This window comes from Amycolatopsis sp. PS_44_ISF1, from assembly GCF_032335455.1.
GTDB lineage: Bacteria > Actinomycetota > Actinomycetes > Mycobacteriales > Pseudonocardiaceae > Amycolatopsis.
On record NZ_JANUXO010000002.1, the window covers coordinates 1765544 to 1785909 of the forward strand.

General features: G+C 69.6%; 18 protein-coding genes and 2 pseudogenes. 5 read left to right on the top strand and 15 right to left on the bottom strand.

What is annotated here, in order from left to right:
• Nucleotides 1-958: 958 nt before the first annotated feature.
• The gene (locus NYF13_RS22245; RefSeq protein WP_315659335.1) at nt 959-2674 is read right to left on the bottom strand and encodes a GAF domain-containing sensor histidine kinase; all 1716 of its coding nucleotides are present in this window, start codon (nt 2672-2674) and stop codon (nt 959-961) included.
• Between the two features lie 138 nt (nt 2675-2812).
• Here NYF13_RS22245 and NYF13_RS22250 point away from each other — a divergent pair, with 138 nt between their 5' ends.
• Nucleotides 2813-3757 (top strand): hypothetical protein, encoded by a 945-nt coding sequence (locus NYF13_RS22250; protein WP_315659337.1) that lies wholly within the window; start codon nt 2813-2815, stop codon nt 3755-3757.
• Nucleotides 3758-3830: 73 nt separating this feature from the next.
• On the opposite strand, the gene NYF13_RS22255 is transcribed toward NYF13_RS22250, so the two are convergent.
• The 4 genes and pseudogenes from NYF13_RS22255 to NYF13_RS22270 form a co-directional block, all read right to left on the bottom strand.
• The gene (locus NYF13_RS22255) at nt 3831-4469 is read right to left on the bottom strand and encodes a response regulator transcription factor (protein WP_315659338.1); all 639 of its coding nucleotides are present in this window, start codon (nt 4467-4469) and stop codon (nt 3831-3833) included.
• A gap of 347 nt (nt 4470-4816) precedes the next feature.
• Nucleotides 4817-5494, bottom strand: a complete 678-nt coding sequence (locus tag NYF13_RS22260; RefSeq protein WP_315660388.1) for a CBS domain-containing protein — start codon at nt 5492-5494, stop codon at nt 4817-4819.
• Nucleotides 5491-5808: a universal stress protein gene (locus NYF13_RS22265; RefSeq protein ID WP_315660389.1), complete on the bottom strand. Its 318-nt coding sequence runs from the start codon at nt 5806-5808 to the stop codon at nt 5491-5493. Before NYF13_RS22265 ends, NYF13_RS22260 begins: the two co-directional genes overlap by 4 nt.
• 19 nt (nt 5809-5827) lie before the next feature.
• A pseudogene (locus NYF13_RS22270) lies at nt 5828-6577 on the bottom strand (universal stress protein); the annotation flags it as partial.
• A 677-nt stretch (nt 6578-7254) separates the two neighbouring features.
• On the opposite strand from NYF13_RS22270, the gene NYF13_RS22275 reads away from it, so the two are divergent.
• Nucleotides 7255-7479 carry a hypothetical protein gene (locus NYF13_RS22275; RefSeq protein WP_315659339.1) on the top strand — a complete coding sequence of 75 codons (225 nt, stop codon included), beginning with the start codon at nt 7255-7257 and terminating at the stop codon, nt 7477-7479.
• A gap of 64 nt (nt 7480-7543) precedes the next feature.
• Here NYF13_RS22275 and NYF13_RS22280 read toward each other — a convergent pair whose 3' ends face one another.
• From NYF13_RS22280 to NYF13_RS22290, 4 genes and pseudogenes are all read right to left on the bottom strand, one after another.
• Nucleotides 7544-7849 (bottom strand): hypothetical protein, encoded by a 306-nt coding sequence (locus NYF13_RS22280; RefSeq protein WP_315659341.1) that lies wholly within the window; start codon nt 7847-7849, stop codon nt 7544-7546.
• Nucleotides 7846-8040 (bottom strand): annotated as a pseudogene (locus NYF13_RS36775) (colicin E3/pyocin S6 family cytotoxin); the annotation flags it as partial. The pseudogene NYF13_RS36775 and the gene NYF13_RS22280, both read right to left, overlap by 4 nt.
• Before the next feature lie 96 nt (nt 8041-8136).
• Nucleotides 8137-8622, bottom strand: coding sequence for a hypothetical protein (locus tag NYF13_RS22285; protein ID WP_315659342.1), 486 nt, complete (start codon nt 8620-8622; stop codon nt 8137-8139).
• Nucleotides 8623-8675: 53 nt separating this feature from the next.
• A complete protein-coding gene (locus tag NYF13_RS22290) occupies nt 8676-10742 on the bottom strand; it encodes a phosphocholine-specific phospholipase C (protein WP_315659343.1) in 2067 nt (688 codons plus the stop codon).
• Between the two features lie 520 nt (nt 10743-11262).
• Between NYF13_RS22290 and NYF13_RS22295 the strand changes: the two genes are divergently transcribed.
• Nucleotides 11263-12660 (top strand): cytochrome ubiquinol oxidase subunit I, encoded by a 1398-nt coding sequence (locus NYF13_RS22295; RefSeq protein ID WP_315659344.1) that lies wholly within the window; start codon nt 11263-11265, stop codon nt 12658-12660.
• 16 nt (nt 12661-12676) lie between these two features.
• A complete protein-coding gene (gene cydB, locus NYF13_RS22300) occupies nt 12677-13696 on the top strand; it encodes a cytochrome d ubiquinol oxidase subunit II (protein WP_315659345.1) in 1020 nt (339 codons plus the stop codon).
• On the opposite strand, the gene NYF13_RS36780 is transcribed toward cydB, so the two are convergent.
• The 4 genes from NYF13_RS36780 to NYF13_RS22315 form a co-directional block, all read right to left on the bottom strand.
• Nucleotides 13621-14178, bottom strand: a complete 558-nt coding sequence (locus tag NYF13_RS36780; RefSeq protein WP_396287700.1) for a CBS domain-containing protein — start codon at nt 14176-14178, stop codon at nt 13621-13623. The genes cydB and NYF13_RS36780 overlap by 76 nt on opposite strands.
• Nucleotides 14179-14804: 626 nt before the next feature.
• Nucleotides 14805-15656, bottom strand: coding sequence for an MBL fold metallo-hydrolase (locus NYF13_RS22305; RefSeq protein ID WP_315659346.1), 852 nt, complete (start codon nt 15654-15656; stop codon nt 14805-14807).
• 18 nt (nt 15657-15674) lie between these two features.
• Nucleotides 15675-16274 carry a CGNR zinc finger domain-containing protein gene (locus tag NYF13_RS22310; protein ID WP_315659347.1) on the bottom strand — a complete coding sequence of 200 codons (600 nt, stop codon included), beginning with the start codon at nt 16272-16274 and terminating at the stop codon, nt 15675-15677.
• A 19-nt stretch (nt 16275-16293) separates the two neighbouring features.
• Complete coding sequence (locus NYF13_RS22315; RefSeq protein WP_315659348.1) at nt 16294-17208, bottom strand: alpha/beta hydrolase; 915 nt, start codon at nt 17206-17208, stop codon at nt 16294-16296.
• A 299-nt stretch (nt 17209-17507) separates the two neighbouring features.
• On the opposite strand from NYF13_RS22315, the gene NYF13_RS22320 reads away from it, so the two are divergent.
• Nucleotides 17508-18176, top strand: a complete 669-nt coding sequence (locus tag NYF13_RS22320; protein WP_315659349.1) for a nuclear transport factor 2 family protein — start codon at nt 17508-17510, stop codon at nt 18174-18176.
• A 473-nt stretch (nt 18177-18649) separates the two neighbouring features.
• On the opposite strand, the gene NYF13_RS22325 is transcribed toward NYF13_RS22320, so the two are convergent.
• Both NYF13_RS22325 and NYF13_RS22330 read right to left on the bottom strand, forming a co-directional pair.
• Complete coding sequence (locus tag NYF13_RS22325) at nt 18650-18880, bottom strand: hypothetical protein (protein ID WP_315659350.1); 231 nt, start codon at nt 18878-18880, stop codon at nt 18650-18652.
• A gap of 1075 nt (nt 18881-19955) precedes the next feature.
• Nucleotides 19956-20156 carry a hypothetical protein gene (locus NYF13_RS22330; RefSeq protein ID WP_315659351.1) on the bottom strand — a complete coding sequence of 67 codons (201 nt, stop codon included), beginning with the start codon at nt 20154-20156 and terminating at the stop codon, nt 19956-19958.
• Nucleotides 20157-20366: the final 210 nt, after the last annotated feature.

Sequence of the window (20366 nt, forward strand, 5' to 3'; positions counted from 1 at the left end):
TCTTGACCGAGGAAGGGAGATCGGTTGGTGCGCCGGTGGAAAACGACCCGGGCGAGGTGGCCGTCCTCGGCCGTGGCTTTGCATTTCCCGTCCAGCCGCAGCGTCGCGAGCAGGTCGAGCCGGGCCGGTCCAGCAGGGTCCGGGTCTCGACCCCGACCCCGCCCGCCCGCAGGGCGGTGATGGCGCTGAGCGCGGTGGCGCTGCAGGCCAGGCGCGCTTCGCCGGCCCGGAGATCGGTCACGACGGGCACACAGGCTCGATCGAGCCGCATCTGCACCAGGTCCGGCTTGACGACGAAGCGCCAGGGCTGGGTGTTGTACGGGGAGGACGCGCACGGTGGAGGCCAGCGTCTGTTCCCACACCAGCGGCTGTGCTCGGCTCATCGTCGGCTCCCGGTCTCTCGTCGATCGGATTCATCCAGCATCGTCGGCGATCGTGGCCGGGACGAGGGCCACAAGGTCTGTGTCCTGGTGACCAAGGTCCCCCACGGTCCCGGTGTGGACCGTGCCCGTCACTGACCCGGGGATCCGCGCTTGATCCGTGCGCACGAGAACCACGAGGCTCGGACGGCCGCGGCACAGTCGGGCAACAGGCTCGCGGGCGTGGAGACCGAATTTTCTGGGCGCGAGCGCGGTGGGCTGGGATTCCGCCCGAGCCGAAATTTCACCCACCGCGGGGTGGCCACCGTGAATCCGGCGACCCGTTTTTTACTGGAGAGCGAGCCCGAACGCCAGCGGCCCCGGCGATGCGACACACCGTGCTTCTTTTCGTACCTCGGTGCCGGGTTCGGTGGAGCAGAATTCCCTTCCCATAGGGTCTCTAGCCGCAGATGCCGGGCGCAGGGATCTCGACCTCCTTCCCCGAAGTGGCGGCGACCCGTTCAGCCCAGCGCAGACCGGCCGGTCGCGATACCGCCGGAGGACCCGGATCGGCCGGGACCGAGGACCTCGGCCCGGCGTCAGCCGAGGGGGGCCGACCACTCCACCTTCAGGCCACCGTCTTCGCCGGAGCCGAGGGTGAACGCACCGCCGGCCGCTTCGGCCCGGTCGCGCATGTTGCCCAGCCCGCTGGGCTCGACGTCGGGGGGCAGGCCCTTGCCGTCGTCGGCGACGGTGATGTGCAGGCGCCCGTCCTGCACCGCGACGGAGACCGCGACGGTCGAGGCGTCCGCGTGGCGCACGGCGTTGCTGACCGCTTCCCGGACCACCGCTTCGGCGTGTTCGGCCAGCTGGGCGGGCAGGGTGTCGAGGGTGCCGGCCAGGGTGATCGTGGGGTGGATGGCGACGTGGTCGGTGAGTTCGGCGACGACGTCGTGCAGCCGGTGCCGCAACCGGGTGCCGCCGGTGGCGCCGCCGTGCAGGTCGAAGATGGCGGTGCGGATCTCGTGGATGATCTGGTGCATCTGCTCCAGGCTCTCCTCCAGCCGCCGGCGCAGTTCGGGCGACTTGGTGCGGCGCTGGGTGCTCTGCAGGGACAGCCCGATCCCGAACAGCCGCTGGATCACCTGGTCGTGCAAGTCGCGGGCGATCCGGTCGCGGTCGCTGAGCACATCCAGTTCCCGCGCATCCCGTTGCTGGGCCGCGAGCCGCAGCGCCAGGGCCGCCTGGTCGGCGAACGACGCGACCACGGGCAGCTGGGCGGCTTCGAACGCCGCGGCCGCGGTGGCCCGGGCGGCGATGAGGACGCCGGTGGTGCGTTCCCCCGCGCGCAGCGGCACCAGCAGGGCGGGGCCGAAGTGGTGTCCGCCCAGCTCGAGCGTTTCGACGCTTCGGGGGGTCCGGTCCCGGTACACCGCGGCCGCGACCCCGGCGCCGACGCGGGTACCCGGCAGTTGCGCCACCCGGGTGCCCGCGCAGACGGCGATGGTCAGATCTCCGGTCTCGTCGCCGGAGTCCTCGTCGGCGTCCAGCCGCCCGGAGTTCGGCAGGGCGAGCATCGTGACGTCCGAGCCGGTCAGCTCCAGGGCCCGGCTCGCGATGAGGGTGAGCGCCTCGGTGGGGTCGGTGCCGGCCAGCAGTTCGGTGGTGACCTCGCTGGTGGCGGCCAGCCACTGCTGCCGCCACCGGGCCTGCCGGTAGAGGTGGGCGTTTTCGATCGCGATCCCGGCTGCGGCGGCCAGGGCCTGCACCACGGCTTCGTCCTCGTCGGTGAAGGGTTCGCCGTCGTTCTTCTCCGTGAGGTACAGCCGGCCGAACACCTTGTCGCGCACCCGGACCGGGACACCGAGGAACGTGCGCATCGGCGGGTGGTGCGCGGGGAAACCGACCGAGGCCGGGTGCACCGAGAGGTCGTCGAGCCGCAGCGGCTTCGCTTCGTCGATCACGACCCCGAGTACGCCGCGGCCCTGCGGCAGGGCGCCGATGCGGCGCCGGGTGGCGTCGTCGACCCCGACGTGGATGAACTGGGCCAGGCCACCGTGCTCGGCGAGCACGCCCAGCGCACCGTAGCGAGCCTCGCCGAGATCTATCGCCGCTTGCACGATCCGCCGCAGCGTGGCGTCCAGGTCGAGCCCGGAGGCCACCGTGAGCACGGCGTCGAGCAACGCGTCGGTCTTGTCCCGCGTGCGGATCAGCAGCTCGATCCGCTGGTGCAGGTCGCCCAGCGCCTCCCGGAGCCCCAGCCCGGCCCGAGCGCCGGCCGTCCGGCGCGCTCCGGTGTCGTCGGTCTCCGCCACGTGCCCGACCTTCCTCCGCCACGGTGTGGTCCCCGGTGACTTTTTCCTCTGGTGGCAGGGCCGCGCGGGGAGGGATCGTCACCGCAGGCCACCGCGACACCGAAACCATCGTCCGCACCGCGGTACCGAAGGGACACCATGACACCACCGATCACCGCGATCGGCTTGTTGACCGCCGATCAAGTGAAGGACGTGCTCGGCGCCGCGACGCGGGCGTCCTCGACCCGCCCCACCCCGGCTTGGCGAGTGCGCTGCACTCCCGCCGGATTCGAACTGCACACCGACCCGCGGTGCGCGCCACCGCCCGCCGGCCAGCGCGAACTGCTGCTGTCCGGCGGCGCGGCGCTGTTCACCCTGCGCACCGCCATCCACGCCCTCGGCGCGCACCCGGCCACCAGCATCCTGCCCCACCGCGACGCACCGACACTGCTCGCGCTGGTACGGCCCTTCGCCGCGATACGGCCCAACCCGCGGCTGGTCCGGCTCGCTGGGACGATCCCCCACCGGTGCACCGGCCGTGTCACATTCCGGGATTCGGCGGTTCCCAGGGCCGTGCTCGCCGACCTGCGGCGCGCCGCCGAGGTCGAACAGGCCTGGCTACACCGGCCCGGCCCAGACCAGCTCACCCGGCTGCGCGAGCTGATACACGGCAGCCACCCCCTGCAGCTGTCCAGCCCCGCGTTTGTCGCGGAACAGCGGCCCTGGAGCGTCTGCGGGCCCGGCCGCTGCGACGGTGCCGCCGGGCACGCAGCGAACACGATGTCCCCGGACGGCCAGGGGTGGATCCGGCCTGAGCCCGGCCCGTGCAGCCGAGCACGTATCGACGGCACCGAGCCCCTCGTCGTGATCATCGGATCCCTGGACGACACCAGTGAAGACCGGATCCGGGCCGGTCAAGCGAGGCAACGGGTCCTGCTGACCGCCACCGCGGCCGGTCTCGACGCGGCGTTCCTCGCCCCGCCGGTCGAGGTGCCGGCCGCGCGAGCGCGGCTGCGGACGCTACTGGGCGGAGGCCTGTGGCCCCAGGCTGTCCTGCGCCTCGGGCGCGCCATCCCCGGCCCCCAGTCCACCGCAGGACTCTGAGCGACGTCCGGCTCGCACCGGCCCGGCCCGATCCGTGAATTTCCTGGCCGGATTTCACGCGCACGAGTGAAGGTCAGTGGTGGTCGGTGCGCAGCTCAGTGGCCAGTACCGCGGCCTGGGTGCGCCGTTGCAGCCCGAGTGTGGTCAGCAGCCGCGACACGTAGTTCTTGATGGTCTTCTCGGCCAGGAACATGCGCTCGGCGATCTGCCGGTTCGTCAGCCCCTCGCCGATCAGCTCCAGCAGCGTCCGCTCCTGATCGGACAGCGCACCCAGCGGCCCCTTCCCGGACGGGCCCTCCCTCAGCCGGGCCATCAGCGCCGCGGTCGCGTGCGCGTCCAGCAGCGAGTGCCCCGCGCCGACCTCCCGCACGGCCGAGACCAGGTCGACGCCCTTGATGTCCTTGATCACGAAGCCACCGGCCCCGGCCAGCACCGCGTCGAGCATGGCCTGCTCGTCGGTGTAGGAGGTCAGCATCAGGCACCGCAGCGCGGGCAGCCGCGAGCACAGCTCCCGGGCCAGCTCGATCCCGTTGCCGTCCGGCAGCCGCACATCGAGCACAGCGACGTCCGGGGCCAGAGCCGGAATCCGGGCGAGGGCCTGGGCGACACTACCGGCCTGACCGACCACCGTCAGCTCCGTGTCCTCCTCAAGCAACTCGGCAACACCCCGGCGGACGACCTCGTGGTCATCGACGAGGAACACGCGCACCATGTCCCACCTCCCGGTCTGACGCTCCCGCGCCCCGAGCCTACGACGACCCGCCGCGCGGCGCCTGCGCGGCGGGGACAGCGCGAGTCTGCGCCGGGTACCGACCGGGCCAGTGCTCCTACGTCCGGGCCTCGCCCTACCCGCCCCGGCCCGGGGACGGCTCTCCGATGCGCGGTATCCGTTCCCGTACGAGCTACCGGATTTTTCGTGCTGGCCGGCCCGGACTACCGCCTGCGCTGTTGCCGGACGCAAGATCGGCGTGTCGAGCCGGACGCACCCGATGAGCGGACGTCCGAGCAGGCCACCGGGATCGGGGAGAGGGCCGTGGGTCGGCTACCTGGCGTGCTGCCTCAGCCGTGCGCGTGATGACGTGACCGGATCCCGGGGGCACCCCGATCGACGTCGTCCCAGACGAAGTCCAGGCGATTGCGCACCTCGACCACGCCGGACACATCCTCGATCAACCGCGTCACCGGGGGAATGTCGCTACGCCGCTCCACCCGGCCCACCACCGTCACCACCCCGTCCCGTACCTGCACCCGGGCCTGTTCCGGGCCGAGGCGAAGCAGATCGTGCAGGACGCGGTGATCGACCTCGCGCTCAAGATCCCTGTCACTGCGGGTGAACACCCGGATCAGGTCGCGACGGGCCACCACTCCGACCAGTTTCCCCTGGCGCAGCACGAACATCCGCCGCAGACCGGTGCGGGCGATCCTCGCCACGGCGACCGCGATCGGGTCGTCGGCATCGACCGTGACCACCGGTGCGGTCATCAGGTCCTGCGCAAGGCAAGCGTGCGCTTTGCGGATCTGCTTGCGGTGCGGCCACCGGCGTGCCCGGGCACATTGCAGATGCGGCAGTAAGTCAGCCTCCGACACCACCCCGAGCAAGGCACCCGTCTTGTCGATGACGCCGACCGCGCTGATTTCCTGTGCGGTAAGCAGCTCCACGATGTCTTTGAACGACGTACGCGGGCCCACCGTGATCGGATCCGCGGTCATCACCGCGGACACCGGAATCGTCGTCATTGCTGTTCCCTCCCTGATTGGGTTTCCGTGGTCCGGGCCACCATGACCGGGCACGCCGCATGGTGCAGCAGCGCCTGACCGGTCGAACCGAGCAGAAGCCCGGTCAGACCAGCACGGCCGCGGCTGCCTGCGACCACGAGCTGGGCCCGGGCGCTTTCCGCGAGCAACACCTGGGCCGGCCTGGATCCGGCGTGCGACGTGCACCTGCGGGTACTTCTCCGCCCAGCCGGCCAGCCGCCGGGCGAGCAACCGCTGCCCGGTCTCGCACGGCGATTCGCCCTGCGACCCGGCGGCGTCCCGGTCACGCCAGGCATAGAGCGCCACCAGAGGGGACCTGCGCATCGATGCTTCCTCGAACACCCACGACAGCGCCGCAGCACTCATCGGGCTTCCCTTGACTCCCACCACCACCGGGCCACCGAAATGCTCGCGCCCCCGCACAACGACGACCGGGCAGTGCGCCGTCGCAGCCAGCTCGGCGCAGGACAGCCGGCTGAACAGTCCCGCGATCGCACCGGACGGCTCGCCCACGACCAGGATCCGGGCACGGCGTGCGATCTCCCGCAGGACCGAGACCAGGCCGAGGTGGCTAGTCTCGACCATGACATGCACACCCGGGAAGGCCGACACGACCGCCGACCGTACGCCGAGCAGAACACCGCCCGCATCGGCTTCCGCAACCGCGGACCGCCGCCCCAGGCCGACGGCATACCCGCCGGAACCGGTGTCCCCGATCCCGGCCGCGGTGACAATCCATAGCGGCGCATCCCGGCGCTCCGCCTCGACCGCCGCCCAGAACGCAGCAGTCCCAGCACCGTCCGAACCATCCACGACCACGCCGACCGGCGCCGACCCGATGGCGCTCATGACATCGCTCCCTCCCGGAACTCCCGCGCGCCACACCGCGCGCTCACTCCGAGCGTAGGAAACCAAGCCGTTCCAGCGCCGGAGTCCATCGTCACCGATCGCAGTGACGAACGTCCGGAACGGCCCCGCCGGGTCACCTCTGCCGCCGGAAACACCGCCCGCGCACCTCGAGCCGCGCGGGCGAGGCATCACCCGCCTCGGCAACGGCGCTGCCATCGGGGACCCGGTCTGTGCCAAGACTTCCGGGAGGTGCCGGATCGGCCTCACGAAAACTGCCGAAGCCACCGTCGACTCGGGCCCGCAGCACTTACCTGGGCTCGTAAATGGCCCAGCTCTACCGCGTGACGGCCCAGAAGACGCTGTCCGAACACCTCCCCGACCGGTGTCTGGTCCTCCACACGAGAAACTCCCGCGGCGCGACAACCTCGGATTCCACCGGACCGTGCTGATGCCAGCCGCTCGGCGAGCGTCCACTACGGAGTAGCGGTGCCCACCGGCTCTCCGCTCCCAGGGCACCAGGGCCCGCAGTGACCAATCAGGGCGGCGTCACGTCAGGTGGACTGACGTTCCTGCGTGCAGGGAATGCACCCAGAACCAGGCCGTCGGTACTTACCGTCGCCGCAGTACGAACCGTCGTCACCCGCGCATGCGCAGCCGAACCGTGGAGCACTACCGTCCTCGCCTCGAACAACGGCATACACCTACACGGGGCGCAGGAACACCTCGAAGATATATGCCTGCCCACGGCGGACAGCCGGGTATGCGTAGCGGGATACGCGTCACCGATGCCGGCGCGGTGGTCGTGCCGTGAGGTCCGTCGTGGTCGCGTTCGCCGGGTGCGGCAGGGTCGCGTAACGGGCACAAGCCTCCGCTGGGCTCGACGCGGTAAAGGCATGGCGACCCAGGCAATGGAGGTGCTCCTCCGTCAGCGGGGAAAACCGGGCCTCGTCCGCCTCATCGATGATGTGGCCCGTGGCCACGACCGCGTGGAGCTTCTTTTCTGTCCTGAAAGTTCCTTTGGACCACGAGACCACCCGGTGACCGCTCTGGTGATCGGCGGCGGAATGCACTGCGACGCGGCGGGCACGGTGGATAAGATCCGTGCGGCCCGGCGCTGAGCCGTACTGGCACCGGGACAGCCACCGCGGACCGCGCCCGGCAGCCGACATTGGCAATCTACCGCTAGGCGGGCGAGTGTGGATCTGGCTTCGTGATGCGGGTATCGGCAAAGGCACTGATGAAGTACGTGAATCGGACGTCGTCGAGTGGGCCGGCCTCGCTTGCCGGCACATCAAAAGAGTCCAAAGCGGTACGAACCTGTGTCACCGTGATCGGATAACCCTCGGGTATGGACAGGTTGTCCATACCGAGGACAGCTTCCAGCACGTGATGGCTGGCCCCAGGAGGAAGATCCACAGACCAGGCCAAGAGCTCGTCCGACTCCCGGAATGCCTCGATCTGCCATCCGACTGCATGATCATCATTCATGGTTCGATGCGCCGGGAGGGGTCGGGGCCTTTTCCAGGGATCGGCTTCCCGGTGGTGGGATCGAGAACACCTTGATGTTTACCACGCTTGTCGTACATCTCCCACTCGCCGTGTCGCGAGTCCCACTCGTAGATGTGGCCCTGGTCGTCTTTCCACCTCTTGCAGAGCCCGCCGCCCCCTTGGACCGGCGTCGTCCGTTTGCCAGCACCGGGCCCGTCAGTCCAGGCGGCGGCTCCTTGGGAGCCGGTGTGTAGCCAGGCGCCCTGCGACCCGCGAGTTTTCCTGCCTTACCTGCCTCTTCGCTGATTCCCGCTGCTTCGCGGATGATCTTGGCGCCGCGTCCGGCGGTGCCGGCGGCCATGGCGGCGCAGGCTTTGGCGTCGAGCCGTGCGCAGGACTTGATGTCGGAGAGGAAGACGTCGCAGACGAAGCCGGCGGGGGCCGCCGAGCGGCCCGTCCGGGCGGCACTGATCGGTGGTGCCGCCGAGGGCGTAGCAGACTTCAGCCCGGGTCCAGGGGCCTCGGCCTGCGAAGTCGAGCGCCTCCAGCCAGGTGAAATGGCGGGAGCCGGTGTAGCCGATGCCGCGGAGCGCTTCGTAGCGTTCGTCGGACAGGTCGTGGCCGAGGGCGGACTGGGCGAGATCCTCCACAGTGCTGCCCCCGCTGCCAGTCGTGCCGATTTTGTCATTTTTTGCCCGTTTCAGGCGGGTCTCGGCGGCGAGTTTGGCGAAAGAGGTGCGGTAGGCGGTGTTGGCGGCGTTACGGACGTCCACAGCGTCACGGGCCCGCCGTCGCCGGTGAGACGGGGGGCTCTCGCGCGATCCGGTCAGTGGGTGATCAGGGCCGGGTCGCTGCGGCCGGTGGCGCCGGTCTCGACGTGGCCCGCCAGGCGCCGCAGGTAGCCGGGCTGGTCCTCGGCGGTGATGCTCAGGTCGTACCAGCCCGCGCTCGCGGACAGGCGCACCGTGCGCCGGACCGTGTCCGCGGCGGCGACCCGGACGTTCCCGCTGTTGCGGCCGTAGCCGTCGGTGAGGACGAAGGTGAGCACGGCCCCGGTGGGGTTGTGCAGGTCCAGCCGCAGGTTCCCGGTTCGCGGGTCGTGGCGGGCGGTGACCTCGGGGGCGACCGCGGTCCCCGGGCCCCGGAAGGTGCGCAGGAACCCGTTCGGGCCGTGGACCTCCAGGTCGTAGGTACCGCCCGAGTAGGCCGTGTGCCACGTGTCGGTCAGGGTGGTGGCCGCGGCGGTGGTGTAGGTCCACGGCCCGTCGTCGCGGTTGACCGACCGGACCAGGAAGCAGGCACCGGCCCGGTCACCACTGCTGAAGGTCAGCGACACCGCGCCCTCGCCGGTGGCCCGGGCGTCCACGTAGGGCTGGTAGCGCAGCGGCCGCGTCGGGCGCTGCCCGCACTCCTGCTTCGGCAGGGCCGCGACGGAGGGCTGCGGGGGGACGTAGTCCTCCGGGTTCTGCTCGTGCTCGGGCGGTGGTTCGTACTGCCCGGTCCCGGGCAGCGCGGTGCGCCGGGTGTTCGTGCGCGTGAAGTCGAAGGCGGAGGTCAGATCGCCGCACACCGCCCGCCGCCACGGGGTGATGTTGGGTTCGTGCACACCGAAGCGGCGTTCGAGGAACTGGATGACCGAGGTGTGGTCGAACGTCTCGGAGCAGACGAAACCGCCGGTGCTCCACGGGGACACCACCAGCATCGGCACACGCACCCCGAGGCCGAAGGGACCGGCCGGGTAGCCGGCGCTGCCGGGGTAGCGTTCGAGCGTCACGTCCACTGTGGACTTTCCGCGCGCGTCGCTCTCCGGCGGGAACGGCGGGACGACGTGGTCGAAGAACCCGTCGTTCTCGTCGTAGGTGATCAGCAGCGCGGTTCTGCTCCACACCCGGGGATCGGCGGTCAGGGCGTCGAGGACCCGGGCCACGTACCAGGCGCCGTAGTTCGCCGGCCAGTTCGGGTGCTCGGTGTAGGCCTCGGGGGCGACCACCCAGGAGACCTGCGGCAGGGTCCCGCCCCGGACATCGGCGGCCAGTTCGTCGAAGAACCCTTGCCCGGCCGAGACATCGGTGCCGGTGCGCGCCCGATCGTAGAGCGGCTGCCCGGGTTTCGCGTCGCGGTAGGCCCGGAAGTTCAGCAGGGCGTTGTCCCCGTAGTTGCCGCGGTACTTGTCCCCGATCCACCCCCAACTGCCCGCCGCGTCCAGGCCGTCGCCGATGTCCTGGTAGATCTTCCAGCTCACCCCGGCCTCCTGCAGCCGCTGCGGGTAGGTGGTCCAGGGGTGACCCGCGCTCGGCGTGTCGTTGGTGATGACCGGCGTGGTCCCGTCACCGAGGTTGCCGACGCACCCGCTCCACAGGTAGTACCGGTTCGGGTTGGTCTCGCCCAGCAGGGAGCAGTGGTAGGCGTCGCAGACGGTGAACGCGTCCGCCAGCGCGTAGTGGAACGGGATGTCCTCCCGCTGCAGGTGGGCCATGGTCGTCGGCGTCTTCGCCGGGATCCACCGGTCGTAGTTGCCCCGGTTCCACGCCTGGTGCGTGCCCTTCCAGTTGTGGTTGAGGTCCTGGATGAAGTGCAGCCCGAGGTCGTCGACGTCCGGGCGGAAGGGCAGGACGGTCTCCTCGCCGTCCTGCTGGTGCCAGACGCTGCGGCCGCCGGGCAGCGTCGCGGGGCGAGGGTCACCGAACCCGCGGACCCCGTTGAGCGAGCCGAAGTAGTGGTCGAACGAACGGTTCTCCTGCATCAGGACCACGACGTGCTCGATGTCCTCGATACTGCCCGTCCGGCGGGCCGCGGGAACGGCGGCGGCCCGGGCCACGCTCTGCGACAGCATCGGCAGCACCGACGCGGCGCCCGCTGCCTGCATGAACCGGCGCCTGCTGAAACTGCTCATGGGGTCACGTCCTTCATCGGAGACTGCCTGCTCTTCACCGACCACGGGCCGATGACGGGATTCGCCGCGGGACCCGCAGACTGGCGACCCGTCCCCAGCGGTCTCGCCCTGCGCGCCACTACGACCATCCGGTCCCATCCCACGCTCGACGACTGAATCTGCATCCAACAGGCCCTCAAAGTGCAGGTTCAGTCAGTTTCGATGCTCAATGATGCGTGCCTCGTCCACCGGCTGTCAACGAACTCCGGTACGTGACCCGCAGACACGGGCAGTCACCGGCGGCGGGCTCCGTCCGGCGCGGGACGCGGCCACGGCCCGGCGGGGCCGCGCCGGCCGGATCCGGGCACCGGAGCCGCCGCAGGGGTGCCTGGCGGGAACCGGGCAGTCGCATCGTCCGGGTGAATCTTCGCGGGTCAGGACCTAAGACCTCCGAGGACGTGACGGTGTGCCCTGACTCACCGGGTGACACCCGGTGATGCTGTTGTTGTCCGGGCAGGCTTCGAGCGGGAGACTCAATCTCATGGGTGCACTGGAGTTGGCCAGGTGGCAATTCGGCATCACCACCGTTTACCATTTCGTCTTCGTGCCGTTGACGATCGGCCTGTCCTTTCTGGTCGCCGGCATGCAGACCGCGTGGGTGCGCACGGGGGACGACCGTTATCGCAGGATGACGAAGTTCTGGGGGAAACTGTTCCTCATCAATTTCGCGATGGGGGTGGTCACCGGGATCGTCCAGGAGTTCCAGTTCGGCATGAACTGGTCGGACTACAGCACGTTCGTGGGTGACATCTTCGGTGTGCCGCTGGCCATCGAAGGCCTTCTGGCGTTCTTCCTCGAATCGACCTTCCTCGGCCTGTGGATCTTCGGCTGGGACCGGCTGCCGAAGAAGCTGCACCTCGCAACGATCTGGCTGGCCTCGATCGGGACGCTGCTGTCCGCGTACTTCATCCTCGCCGCCAACTCCTGGATGCAGCACCCGGTCGGTTACCGGGTGAACCCCGCGACCGGGCGGGCCGAGCTGACCGACTTCGTCGCCGTCCTGACCAATTCCACCGCGGTCGGAGCGTTCGCGCACACCCTCACCGGCTGCCTGCTCACCGCGGGGATGTTCGTGGTCGGGATCAGCGCCTGGCAGCTCAAGCGGCGCACGTCCCCGGAGGTGTTCCGGCCCTCGATGAAGCTCGCCCTCGTCGTGGTGCTTATCGCCAGTCTCGGTGCGGTCGTCACCGGCGATCTGCAGGCGCGGCTGATGACCCGGCAGCAGCCGATGAAGATGGCCGCGGCCGAAGCGCTCTACGACACCGTCGCCCCCGCGTCGTTCTCGCTGTTCACGATCGGCTCCCTGGACGGCTCGCAGGAACGGTTCAGCATCCGGGTCCCGCGGGTGCTGTCGTTCATGGCGACCGGGTCCTTCGACGGCCAGGTCGAGGGCATCAACGACCTGCAGTCCGCCGCCGAGCGGCAGTACGGTCCCGGTGACTACCGCCCGGACATCCCGCTCACCTACTGGAGCTTCCGGTTGATGATCGGCCTCGGCGTGCTCTGCCTGCTGCTGTCGCTGGCCGGGTTGTGGCTGTTCCGGCGGGACCGGAGCCCGCGCGGGCGCTGGTTCTTCCCCACCGCCACGGCCGCGATCGCGCTGCCGTTCCTGGCCAACAGCTTCGGCTGGATCTTCACCGAGACCGGCCGCCAGCCCTGGTCGGTGTTCGGGGTGCTGGGCACCGCGGAGTCGGTGTCCCCCACCGTGGCGGCGGGCACCGTGCTGACCTCGCTGATCGTGTTCACGGTGCTCTACGGGGTGCTCGCGGCCGTCGACGGGATCCTGATGTTCCGCTACGCCAAAGCGGGCCCGCCCCCGGCGGAGGTACCGGCGGAGCCCGGCGCCGGCGAGCCGCGGCCGATGACGTTCGCCTACTGACACCGGAGGCCACGACATGACACTCAACGACGTCTGGTTCCTGCTCATCGCGGTCTTGTGGACTGGCTACTTCGTGCTTGAGGGATTCGACTTCGGGGTGGGCATGCTGCTGCGTGTCCTCGGCCGGGACGAGACCGAACGCCGGATGCTGATCAACACCATCGGCCCGGTCTGGGACGGGAACGAAGTCTGGCTCCTGGTCGCCGGCGGCGCCACCTTCGCCGCGTTCCCGCTGTGGTACTCCAGCCTGTTCTCCGGTTTCTACCTCGCGTTGCTGCTGATCCTGGTCGCCCTGATCCTGCGCGGGGTGGCGTTCGAGTTCCGCGGCAAACTCGACAGCCCCCGCTGGCGCGCCACCTGGGACTGGATCATCGTGGGCGGCTCCGCCGTGCCCGCCGTGCTCTGGGGCGTCGCGTTCGCCAACATCGTGCACGGTGTCCCGCTCGACGCCGGCCACCACGTCACCGGCACCTTCCTGACTCTGCTCAACGGGTACTCCCTGCTGGGCGGCCTGGCGCTGGCGAGCGTGTTCGCCTTCCACGGGTCGGTGTTCCTCGCGCTCAAGACCGCCGGTGAGATCCGGTCCCGAGCTCAGCGGCTGAGCCGGTCCCTCGGTGGCGCGGCGATCGTGCTGGGCGGGTGCTTCCTCGGATACACGGTCTACGAGCAGGGCGGCTGGACCTGGCTGACGGCCACGATCAGCGCGGCCCTGCTCGTGGCGGGCCTGGTGTTCACCCTCCGCGACCGCGACGGGCTGGCGTTCGCGAGCACCGCGGGCGCGATCATCGCGGTGGTGGCGACCCTGTTCTGGGGCCTCTATCCCGACGTGCTGCCCTCCACCACCGACCCCGCGCACAGCCTGACCGTCACCAACGCCTCCTCCACGCCCTACACCCTGCACATCATGACCTGGGTCGCGGCGATCTTCACCCCGCTGGTCCTCGCCTACCAGGCCTGGACCTACTGGGTGTTCCGCACCAGGCTCACCCGGGCCTCCATCCCCGCCGACTCCGGGCTGGCGTCACCGCAGCGGTAAACCGAACGGACCCGGCCACCCCGCCGGTCACGGCCTGGCCACACCCTTGCTTTCACCCACACCCATCGGCTCCACGATCCTCGACCCCCGGTGGCACCGTCGCGGTGCAGCGCTACCGTGGCGGGTCGGCCCGCATGCCGTCCCAGGGGCCCGCCCCTCTTACCCTCGGTACCCGCGGGGTCCCACACGCCCAGGACGATCGTCCCGTACAGGACCACCGCCGGGCCGGTCTCCCGTGCTGGGGTCGTGCCTGCGCGCACCACCGGCGCCGGCTTCTGGCACACCTCCCCCACCAGCAACGGAAACCGCGGATCGTTGCGGGGTTCCGCCGAGGCCACGTCGTGGCGGGTCAGCATCCCCACGCACGTACCGCGCTCGACCACCGGCAGCTGCCCGGCCCGGTACCGGTCCATCAACGCCACCGCCGCGCTCACCGGCAACTGCGGACTCACCTGGGGGACGGATCGCGTACCCGCCGGCATGCCGGCGATCCCGGCCAGCCAGCCCGGAACCCGCCCGTCATTCCACTGCACTGTGGGCACAGAACCCCCTCAGGTCAAACAGTAGATCGTGCCCACCCCGGTGGCTGCCGGGCAGTTAGCGGCATCGGGCGCGGCGCTGTGCGCTTCTGCACCATGTCCACCGCCGTGCGCCCGGCCGTTGACGCGGAGACGAAGGTTTCACTGCGGTGTCGTCAGGCAGCAGCGCGCAGGCACCAAGCATGGACACTTTCGGCATCCTCGTCACACCAGCCGCCCGTGGCTCGCGGGGGCGGATGTCGCACAGTGTTCAGCCGGGAACTCTTCAGCTCGGCAGAATGCTGCCGCCTCCGGGACACTCCGTCGGCAAGTGGCGTTGATCCGCCGGCGCCGACAGTAATCCGAGCGTGGCCGTGAACAGCCCCTGCGCACGGGACGAGCGGTTCGATGGCTGTCGCGCCATTCCTCCGGGTGACGGCATGCCACCTGTCCGGGTGATCGATCGCGGCGGTGTGAGGATTTCCGCGTTGGCGCCCGGAAACGGAGCGCACCGATGTATCCGCTTTGCCTGTGGGGTGTTCGGGCTCGCGGCCGCGGGCCAGGCCGGCGGGGAGGGGGGAGATCGGTTGTTACGAGAGCAGGGTGAGGGCGTTGTTCCAGAGGGGGCCGAGGTTGAGGCGTTGTGGGTGCCGGGCGCTCATTTCGTCGAAGAACGCGGACGGGCTGGGGCTGGTGGCCAGCAGTTCGCGAGCGTCGAGCAGGTATTGGCGGGTGTGGCTGATGGCCGCGGGGTCGTCAGGCAGTGCGCGGTTCTTATGTCCCGCGACGACCGCGCGCGGGTGGAGGGCTTCGACGGTGTCGAGCGCGTCGAGCCAGGACTGCAGGCCAGTCTCGCCCAGCTCCTGCAGCATCTGGTGGACACCGTTGTAGACGACGTCACCCGCGACGACCAGGCCGAGGTCCGGTACGTGCAGCACGGTGGTGTCGTCGGTGTCGGTGTGCCCGGTCTCCACCGGGACCAGGCGGTGACCTTCGAGGGTGAAGCCGTCGTGGGGCACCGATTGTGCGAGGACGGGGGTCTCGCCGATCAGACCAGGGAACAGCACGTCCCAGAATTCGGGTCGGGAGGTGGCTTGCCGGTGCATCAGCCGGATGGTGCCGTCGGTGGCGTAGACGGTGGCGCCGGGAAACCGCTCGAGCAGCTGGGCGGTGCCGAACCAGTGGTCGCCGTGGCCGTGGGTGATGTAGATGGCGCGCAGGCGTACGCCGGTTGCCTCGATCCAGTCACCAAGCCGGGTGGTCTGCTCGATCGTCCACGAGGGATCGACCAGCACGGCGTCGTGGCGCCCGTGAATGAGGGTGGAGGACAGGGGGGATGAGATGATCGGCCCACCGTCGGGCAGTCGCACGTCGGTGTGCCGGGGCACTCCGTCGGAGACGAACACCTGGTAGGACAACTCGGTGGGCGCGTTGCTGGTCATCATCGATGCTCCGTTCGTTCAGGGTCGATGCCCGTCGCGTTGGCGGGCGCGGTGGGCGCGTAAGTTGGCCGGGTTGCCGCAGGCCCGGACGTCGTGCCAGACGGCGCTGTTGTTGCGGGACCGGTCGTAGAACGCCGCCTGGCAACGGGGGTTGCGGCAGGCCTTCAGGCGCGGCCAGGTGCCCTCGGCCTGGGCGTGGGTGATCGCGATGAGGGCCAGGGACGCCATCGCCCGCCAGCCGCTGCCTCGCGGTTCGAGTCGTATCCGCCCGTCGCTGCCCAGTTCCACGGTGGCGCCGGCGCGATGCACGGGCGCCAGGACAGGGAGCGCCGAAGCGTGCGCGGTGTGCCCGGCGACGACGGTGTGCAGGTCGGCGCGCAGATTACGCACGGCCACCAGATCAGGCTCGCCCAACACCACCGTAGGTGCCGCGGTGCCGGCCAGTGCCGCCCACTCCCCGGTCGCCGCGTCGGCCCACTCCTGCGCGGAGGCGAGATCGGCCAGCAGGTCGGGCCGGCGGGGCCGTCCCGCGGGTTCGGTGTTGAGCAGGTTGTGCACGAAACCGAGGAAACCGGGGGCCGGGTACAGGCCGTAGCGGGAGGTCGCCGTCCAGGTCATCGTGTGTTTCTCGTTCCGTTCAGGTCAGGTGGGTGGTGAACCAGTCCACGGCGGCACGGCTGGACTGGGCGAATCCGGCCACATACGGGTCGAAGTGCCCCCCGGGCAGCAGTTCCAGCCGCTTCGGCTCGAGTGCCTGCTCGTAGGCCGCCAGCGCGGTGTCGGTCAGGGTGATGGTGTCCCGATCGGTAATTACGAGCAGCAGCGGGGTCGGTGATACCCGCCGGACCCACCTTCCCGGCTCGTACATGCGCGCCTTTCGTGTCGAGCGCACCGTGACCGTGTTCTCCCACACGACCCCCTCGGGCAGCGGCTGGGAGTAGAACCCGACCGCGTCCGCAGAACGGTAGGAGGCGGGTACCGACGGGTCGGCACTGACCAAGGCCTGATACCGCGGGGCCTCGCCGCGGAAACGGGCCCGTTCGTCCTCGTCCAGGGTGTGTTCCAGCGCCGCGAGATCCTCCGGGGCGACCCGCCGTCTGCCCTGCTCGAACCCGCTGATGGTCGGGACCTGCGCCACCACGCAGCGCAGCCGCCGGTCGGTGGCACCCAGCACGATGGCGTGCCCGCCGGCATAGCTGGTACCCCAGATCCCGATCCGGCCGGGATCGACCTCCGGCCGCGCTTCCAGGAACGAGATCACCCGCCGCCAGTCCTCGATCTGCCGCCAGGGATCCACATCCTGGCGCGGCTCGCCCCCGCTGGCACCCAGGTTGCGGTGATCATGCACCAGCGCGACGAAACCCGCGCGGGCGAACGCCTCGGCGTACCGAAGCAGGCCGTGCTCTTTCACCCCGCCGTATCCGTGCGCCAGCGTGATCGCCGGATACGGCCCGGGACCCGGCGGCCGGTACAGCAGGCCACGCAGCATGACGCCATCCTCGGCCGGCGCCGCCACCTCGCCGACCTCGACCCCGGTTACATCCCCGTCCATCGCGTCCTCCTCGGCTCTGCGAGCATCACCCGGGCCGCCGGCGGCGGGTGCTCCCGCCTCGCTTGGCCGACACCAGCCCGTACGACATACCCTAACCGACTTTGTCTATTTCTTAGCAGGGCCGCCGCGAATCTGTAAGATGCTTCACAACAGCATTGAACCCGTTGCATGAAAGAACCTAAACATGCTTGACTCTTTAGCAGCTGGTACCGGGGGTTGGTTACCCACCACCGAGTCAAACAGAGGACACCCTCTGTGTGGGCACATCGGCGGGAATGTCCGCCGATCGAGGTGCGCGGGTGGCGGGGCATCGCAGCCTTTGGTGTACTGGCTTCTATGCCGGACTGCCGGTGAAACAATTTTCAAAGACCCGGAATCCCAGGGATCGCTCATTCGCCGGCGTGGAGAGCATCGCTTTCCCTGTCCGATTCGGGTCCACGGCGATCGTGCTCGTGCGGCACGATCGCGGACGTCCGGGGTACCGCCGGGCATCCCGTTCCACGGGCATCGCCCGCATCATCACCGTTGTCACCACGAAGGAGTTGTATCCTATGAACAGCACACCCGCCGTTGACCAGGTCTGGGCGGCGGCGTTCGCCTCGGGCGATGCCGCCGATTTCGAACGAGCTTTCGCCGCGGACGTCGTCGTCGAGGCCCCGGCCATCTACAAGCCCATCGTCGGACGCGATCTGGCCAAAACCTGTTTCGCAGCCGCAGCCTCGATCTACGACAAGCTCGAGTTCACCGGCACCATCACCGACGCCAACGTCGCCTGCCTCACCTGGCAAGGCGAGGCCTTCGACGGCACCCCCTTCAGCGGCAGTACGTTGCTGACCACCGACGACGACGGCATGATCACCCACGCCGTCATCCAGCACCGCCCTCTGGGCTTCCTGCTGAAATTTTCCCGCGAACTCGGAAACCGGCTCAACGGCGCCATCGATTCATCCTGGTTCTACCGCCCCTGAGCCCTGCCACGGGCATGCGAATCGCGGTCATCGACCATACCCGTTTAAATGGAATATTCACCGCGAACGCCCACGCAGGGGGTCGTTCCGGCCGGCTGGAGCCTGATGACGAAACCAGATGTCTTGGCCAGCTCCACCCCGCCAGCGCCGCCGTCACCCTGGTCTTGGTCCTGGTGGTCGCGACCTGACACTGGAGCCGTTACCGGCACCGGGCGGGGAAGTCGCAGGGCCGGACCAGGGCCTGCCGCTTCCCCGCCGTTTCGTGTCCGCCGGCGGATGTGCACGTCCGGCTCGCCACACTGGCCGCCCCGCCGCAGTTAGAGCCCGGGCATGGTAGAAGCGGGCGGTGCGCGGCAGCTTCTCCTCCGCAATACCGCCTGTGACGGCCAAGCTCATCGAGACTCGGACGGCTCAAGGCCTCGCACGCATCTTCAGAATTCGGGAGCCGGTGCGGGAGGAGAGCTACGGCTCGCTCATGTCGTCACCGTGGCCGGCAGCGCCACACCCAGCCTGGCGATTTCGTTCTCGATCGTCGTCTTTTCCGGCGGGTCACCCTCGAAAGTCCACTCCAGCCTGATGATGCTGTGGCAAGCCCGTGATCGCAGGTCGTCCAGGATCACCGCGACGAGCTCGCCGAGGTTCTCGCTGCCCTGCTCGACGCCGGGGCTGTCGTCGCGGATGCCCCACTCGGCAGTCCAGGACACCCGGACGGTGTCCCGGTCGTCCCGGGTCGCCGTCCGGCACAGCTGGGCATCGGCGAGCTGCTCTCGCCTGGCCACAGGGGCGCGGGCGGCTAGGGAAAACTGGGGCCGAGGGCGGGTGGCCACTAAGACCTCACGGCGTTCCCGGGCGCGGCGTTGCTGAGGACTTTCGCTCACCCCGGCAGTATCGTGGCTACCGTCGCGCGGCCGCGAACACACGCGCCGGAGGCAAACCACCCGATCCGGCACGATCACCGATGCAGCGCTGTCGCCGAAGGATCCGGTGACGACATCCGGCCCGGAGCGTCGACCGGATCGGCTGATCACCCGGATACGGCGCTCCTGGCCCCGCCGGAATCCCGTCGAGTCGATGAGCGGACCCGGCAGAGTGTCGCGACAGACAAGGTGGGCGTGCGGGTGGACCCGGGGCGGTAAGCAGGGGCGGGTCGCGCCGGAGCTGGGCTGCACACGGCGGCCCACCGACGAGCAGAGCACGCGCGCCAGACCCACCTGTTCGCCGAAGCCAGTCTGCCCGGCCGCATCGGCGGCGCGCCACCGGATTCACCGACGCGACCACAGCGGCGAGGGCTCCCGCGCCCGAAATTCCGGGTGCCGTTGCCCGGCCTGCCTTGCGCCGTGAAACCCGCCGCGGCCGCCAGGTCATCGTCTCGTCCGACGTCGCTCAGGCCCTGCTCGACGCGGCGGTGATGCAGGGCGTCGCCCGGGGGCCCTGGACCAGCGCGGGGCTTATCGGATGTGCGCAGGCGCCGCTGTCTACCGGCATTGCATCGACCTGACCCGCCGTAGCGAGGCCTGCCGCTGACAGCCGGTGGCAACAGAAAGAAGCGGCCGCGGTTATTCGCGGGTGGTGGCGGCATCGGGCGGCGCGGCGCCGGGTGTGTGTGAGGCTCGTGGAGCCCTCCACCCGGTCCCCGCCGGTCGGAGGGCTCCGCACCCGGTCAGACACCGACCACGCTCACCGCAGAACGGTGCCGGAAATCAAGACAACCTCCTACCGCCCACGGCAATCAGATACCGGCACCGCCCCACCGGTGACGCTGCCACTAGGCGTGACTGTCTATTTAGCGCCAAGGTCGAACGCGGCGGTGATATTTCCTGTGGAAATGAGGATGTTTCCCACAAACGCTGTCAAATTGCTACCGAGTGTGGGGACGTTAGCGGAGCCGGTGACGGTGGCGGCGTCGGCAGTGGCGCCACCCAGGGCGAGTATGGCCACGGCCGCTCCCGTGGCCAGCGTGGCGGCAATCGATTTACGCATCACAACCTCCTAATGGGCGAATGTAAACACCCATTGAGGGTAAGAGATGTGATCGACATTACAATGAGCTTGGCTGAAGCGAGATCACGCCGTGACCGCACCGAGATCTCCCTCTGTGAATGCGCCGCGGTGGTCGGAATGTTTCTCGCAGCAGGTCTACTGCCGTTGCCCGGAGCGACGGTCGAGCGCGAAATCCGCCGCCTTCAGGGC

Bases quoted from the DNA above. Each gene is read 5' to 3' on its own strand.
- NYF13_RS22250 (WP_315659337.1), top strand. From the start codon at position 2,813: ATGACACCACCGATCACCGCGATCGGCTTGTTGACCGCCGATCAAGTG.
- NYF13_RS22255 (WP_315659338.1), bottom strand. From the start codon at position 4,469: ATGGTGCGCGTGTTCCTCGTCGATGACCACGAGGTCGTCCGCCGGGGT.
- NYF13_RS22260 (WP_315660388.1), bottom strand. From the start codon at position 5,494: ATGACGACGATTCCGGTGTCCGCGGTGATGACCGCGGATCCGATCACG.
- NYF13_RS22265 (WP_315660389.1), bottom strand. From the start codon at position 5,808: ATGCCTGGCGTGACCGGGACGCCGCCGGGTCGCAGGGCGAATCGCCGT.
- NYF13_RS22275 (WP_315659339.1), top strand. From the start codon at position 7,255: ATGGCGACCCAGGCAATGGAGGTGCTCCTCCGTCAGCGGGGAAAACCG.
- NYF13_RS22280 (WP_315659341.1), bottom strand. From the start codon at position 7,849: ATGAATGATGATCATGCAGTCGGATGGCAGATCGAGGCATTCCGGGAG.
- NYF13_RS22290 (WP_315659343.1), bottom strand. From the start codon at position 10,742: ATGAGCAGTTTCAGCAGGCGCCGGTTCATGCAGGCAGCGGGCGCCGCG.
- NYF13_RS22295 (WP_315659344.1), top strand. From the start codon at position 11,263: ATGGGTGCACTGGAGTTGGCCAGGTGGCAATTCGGCATCACCACCGTT.
- cydB (WP_315659345.1), top strand. From the start codon at position 12,677: ATGACACTCAACGACGTCTGGTTCCTGCTCATCGCGGTCTTGTGGACT.
- NYF13_RS36780 (WP_396287700.1), bottom strand. From the start codon at position 14,178: ATGCCGGCGGGTACGCGATCCGTCCCCCAGGTGAGTCCGCAGTTGCCG.
- NYF13_RS22305 (WP_315659346.1), bottom strand. From the start codon at position 15,656: ATGACCAGCAACGCGCCCACCGAGTTGTCCTACCAGGTGTTCGTCTCC.
- NYF13_RS22310 (WP_315659347.1), bottom strand. From the start codon at position 16,274: ATGACCTGGACGGCGACCTCCCGCTACGGCCTGTACCCGGCCCCCGGT.
- NYF13_RS22315 (WP_315659348.1), bottom strand. From the start codon at position 17,208: ATGGACGGGGATGTAACCGGGGTCGAGGTCGGCGAGGTGGCGGCGCCG.
- NYF13_RS22330 (WP_315659351.1), bottom strand. From the start codon at position 20,156: ATGCGTAAATCGATTGCCGCCACGCTGGCCACGGGAGCGGCCGTGGCC.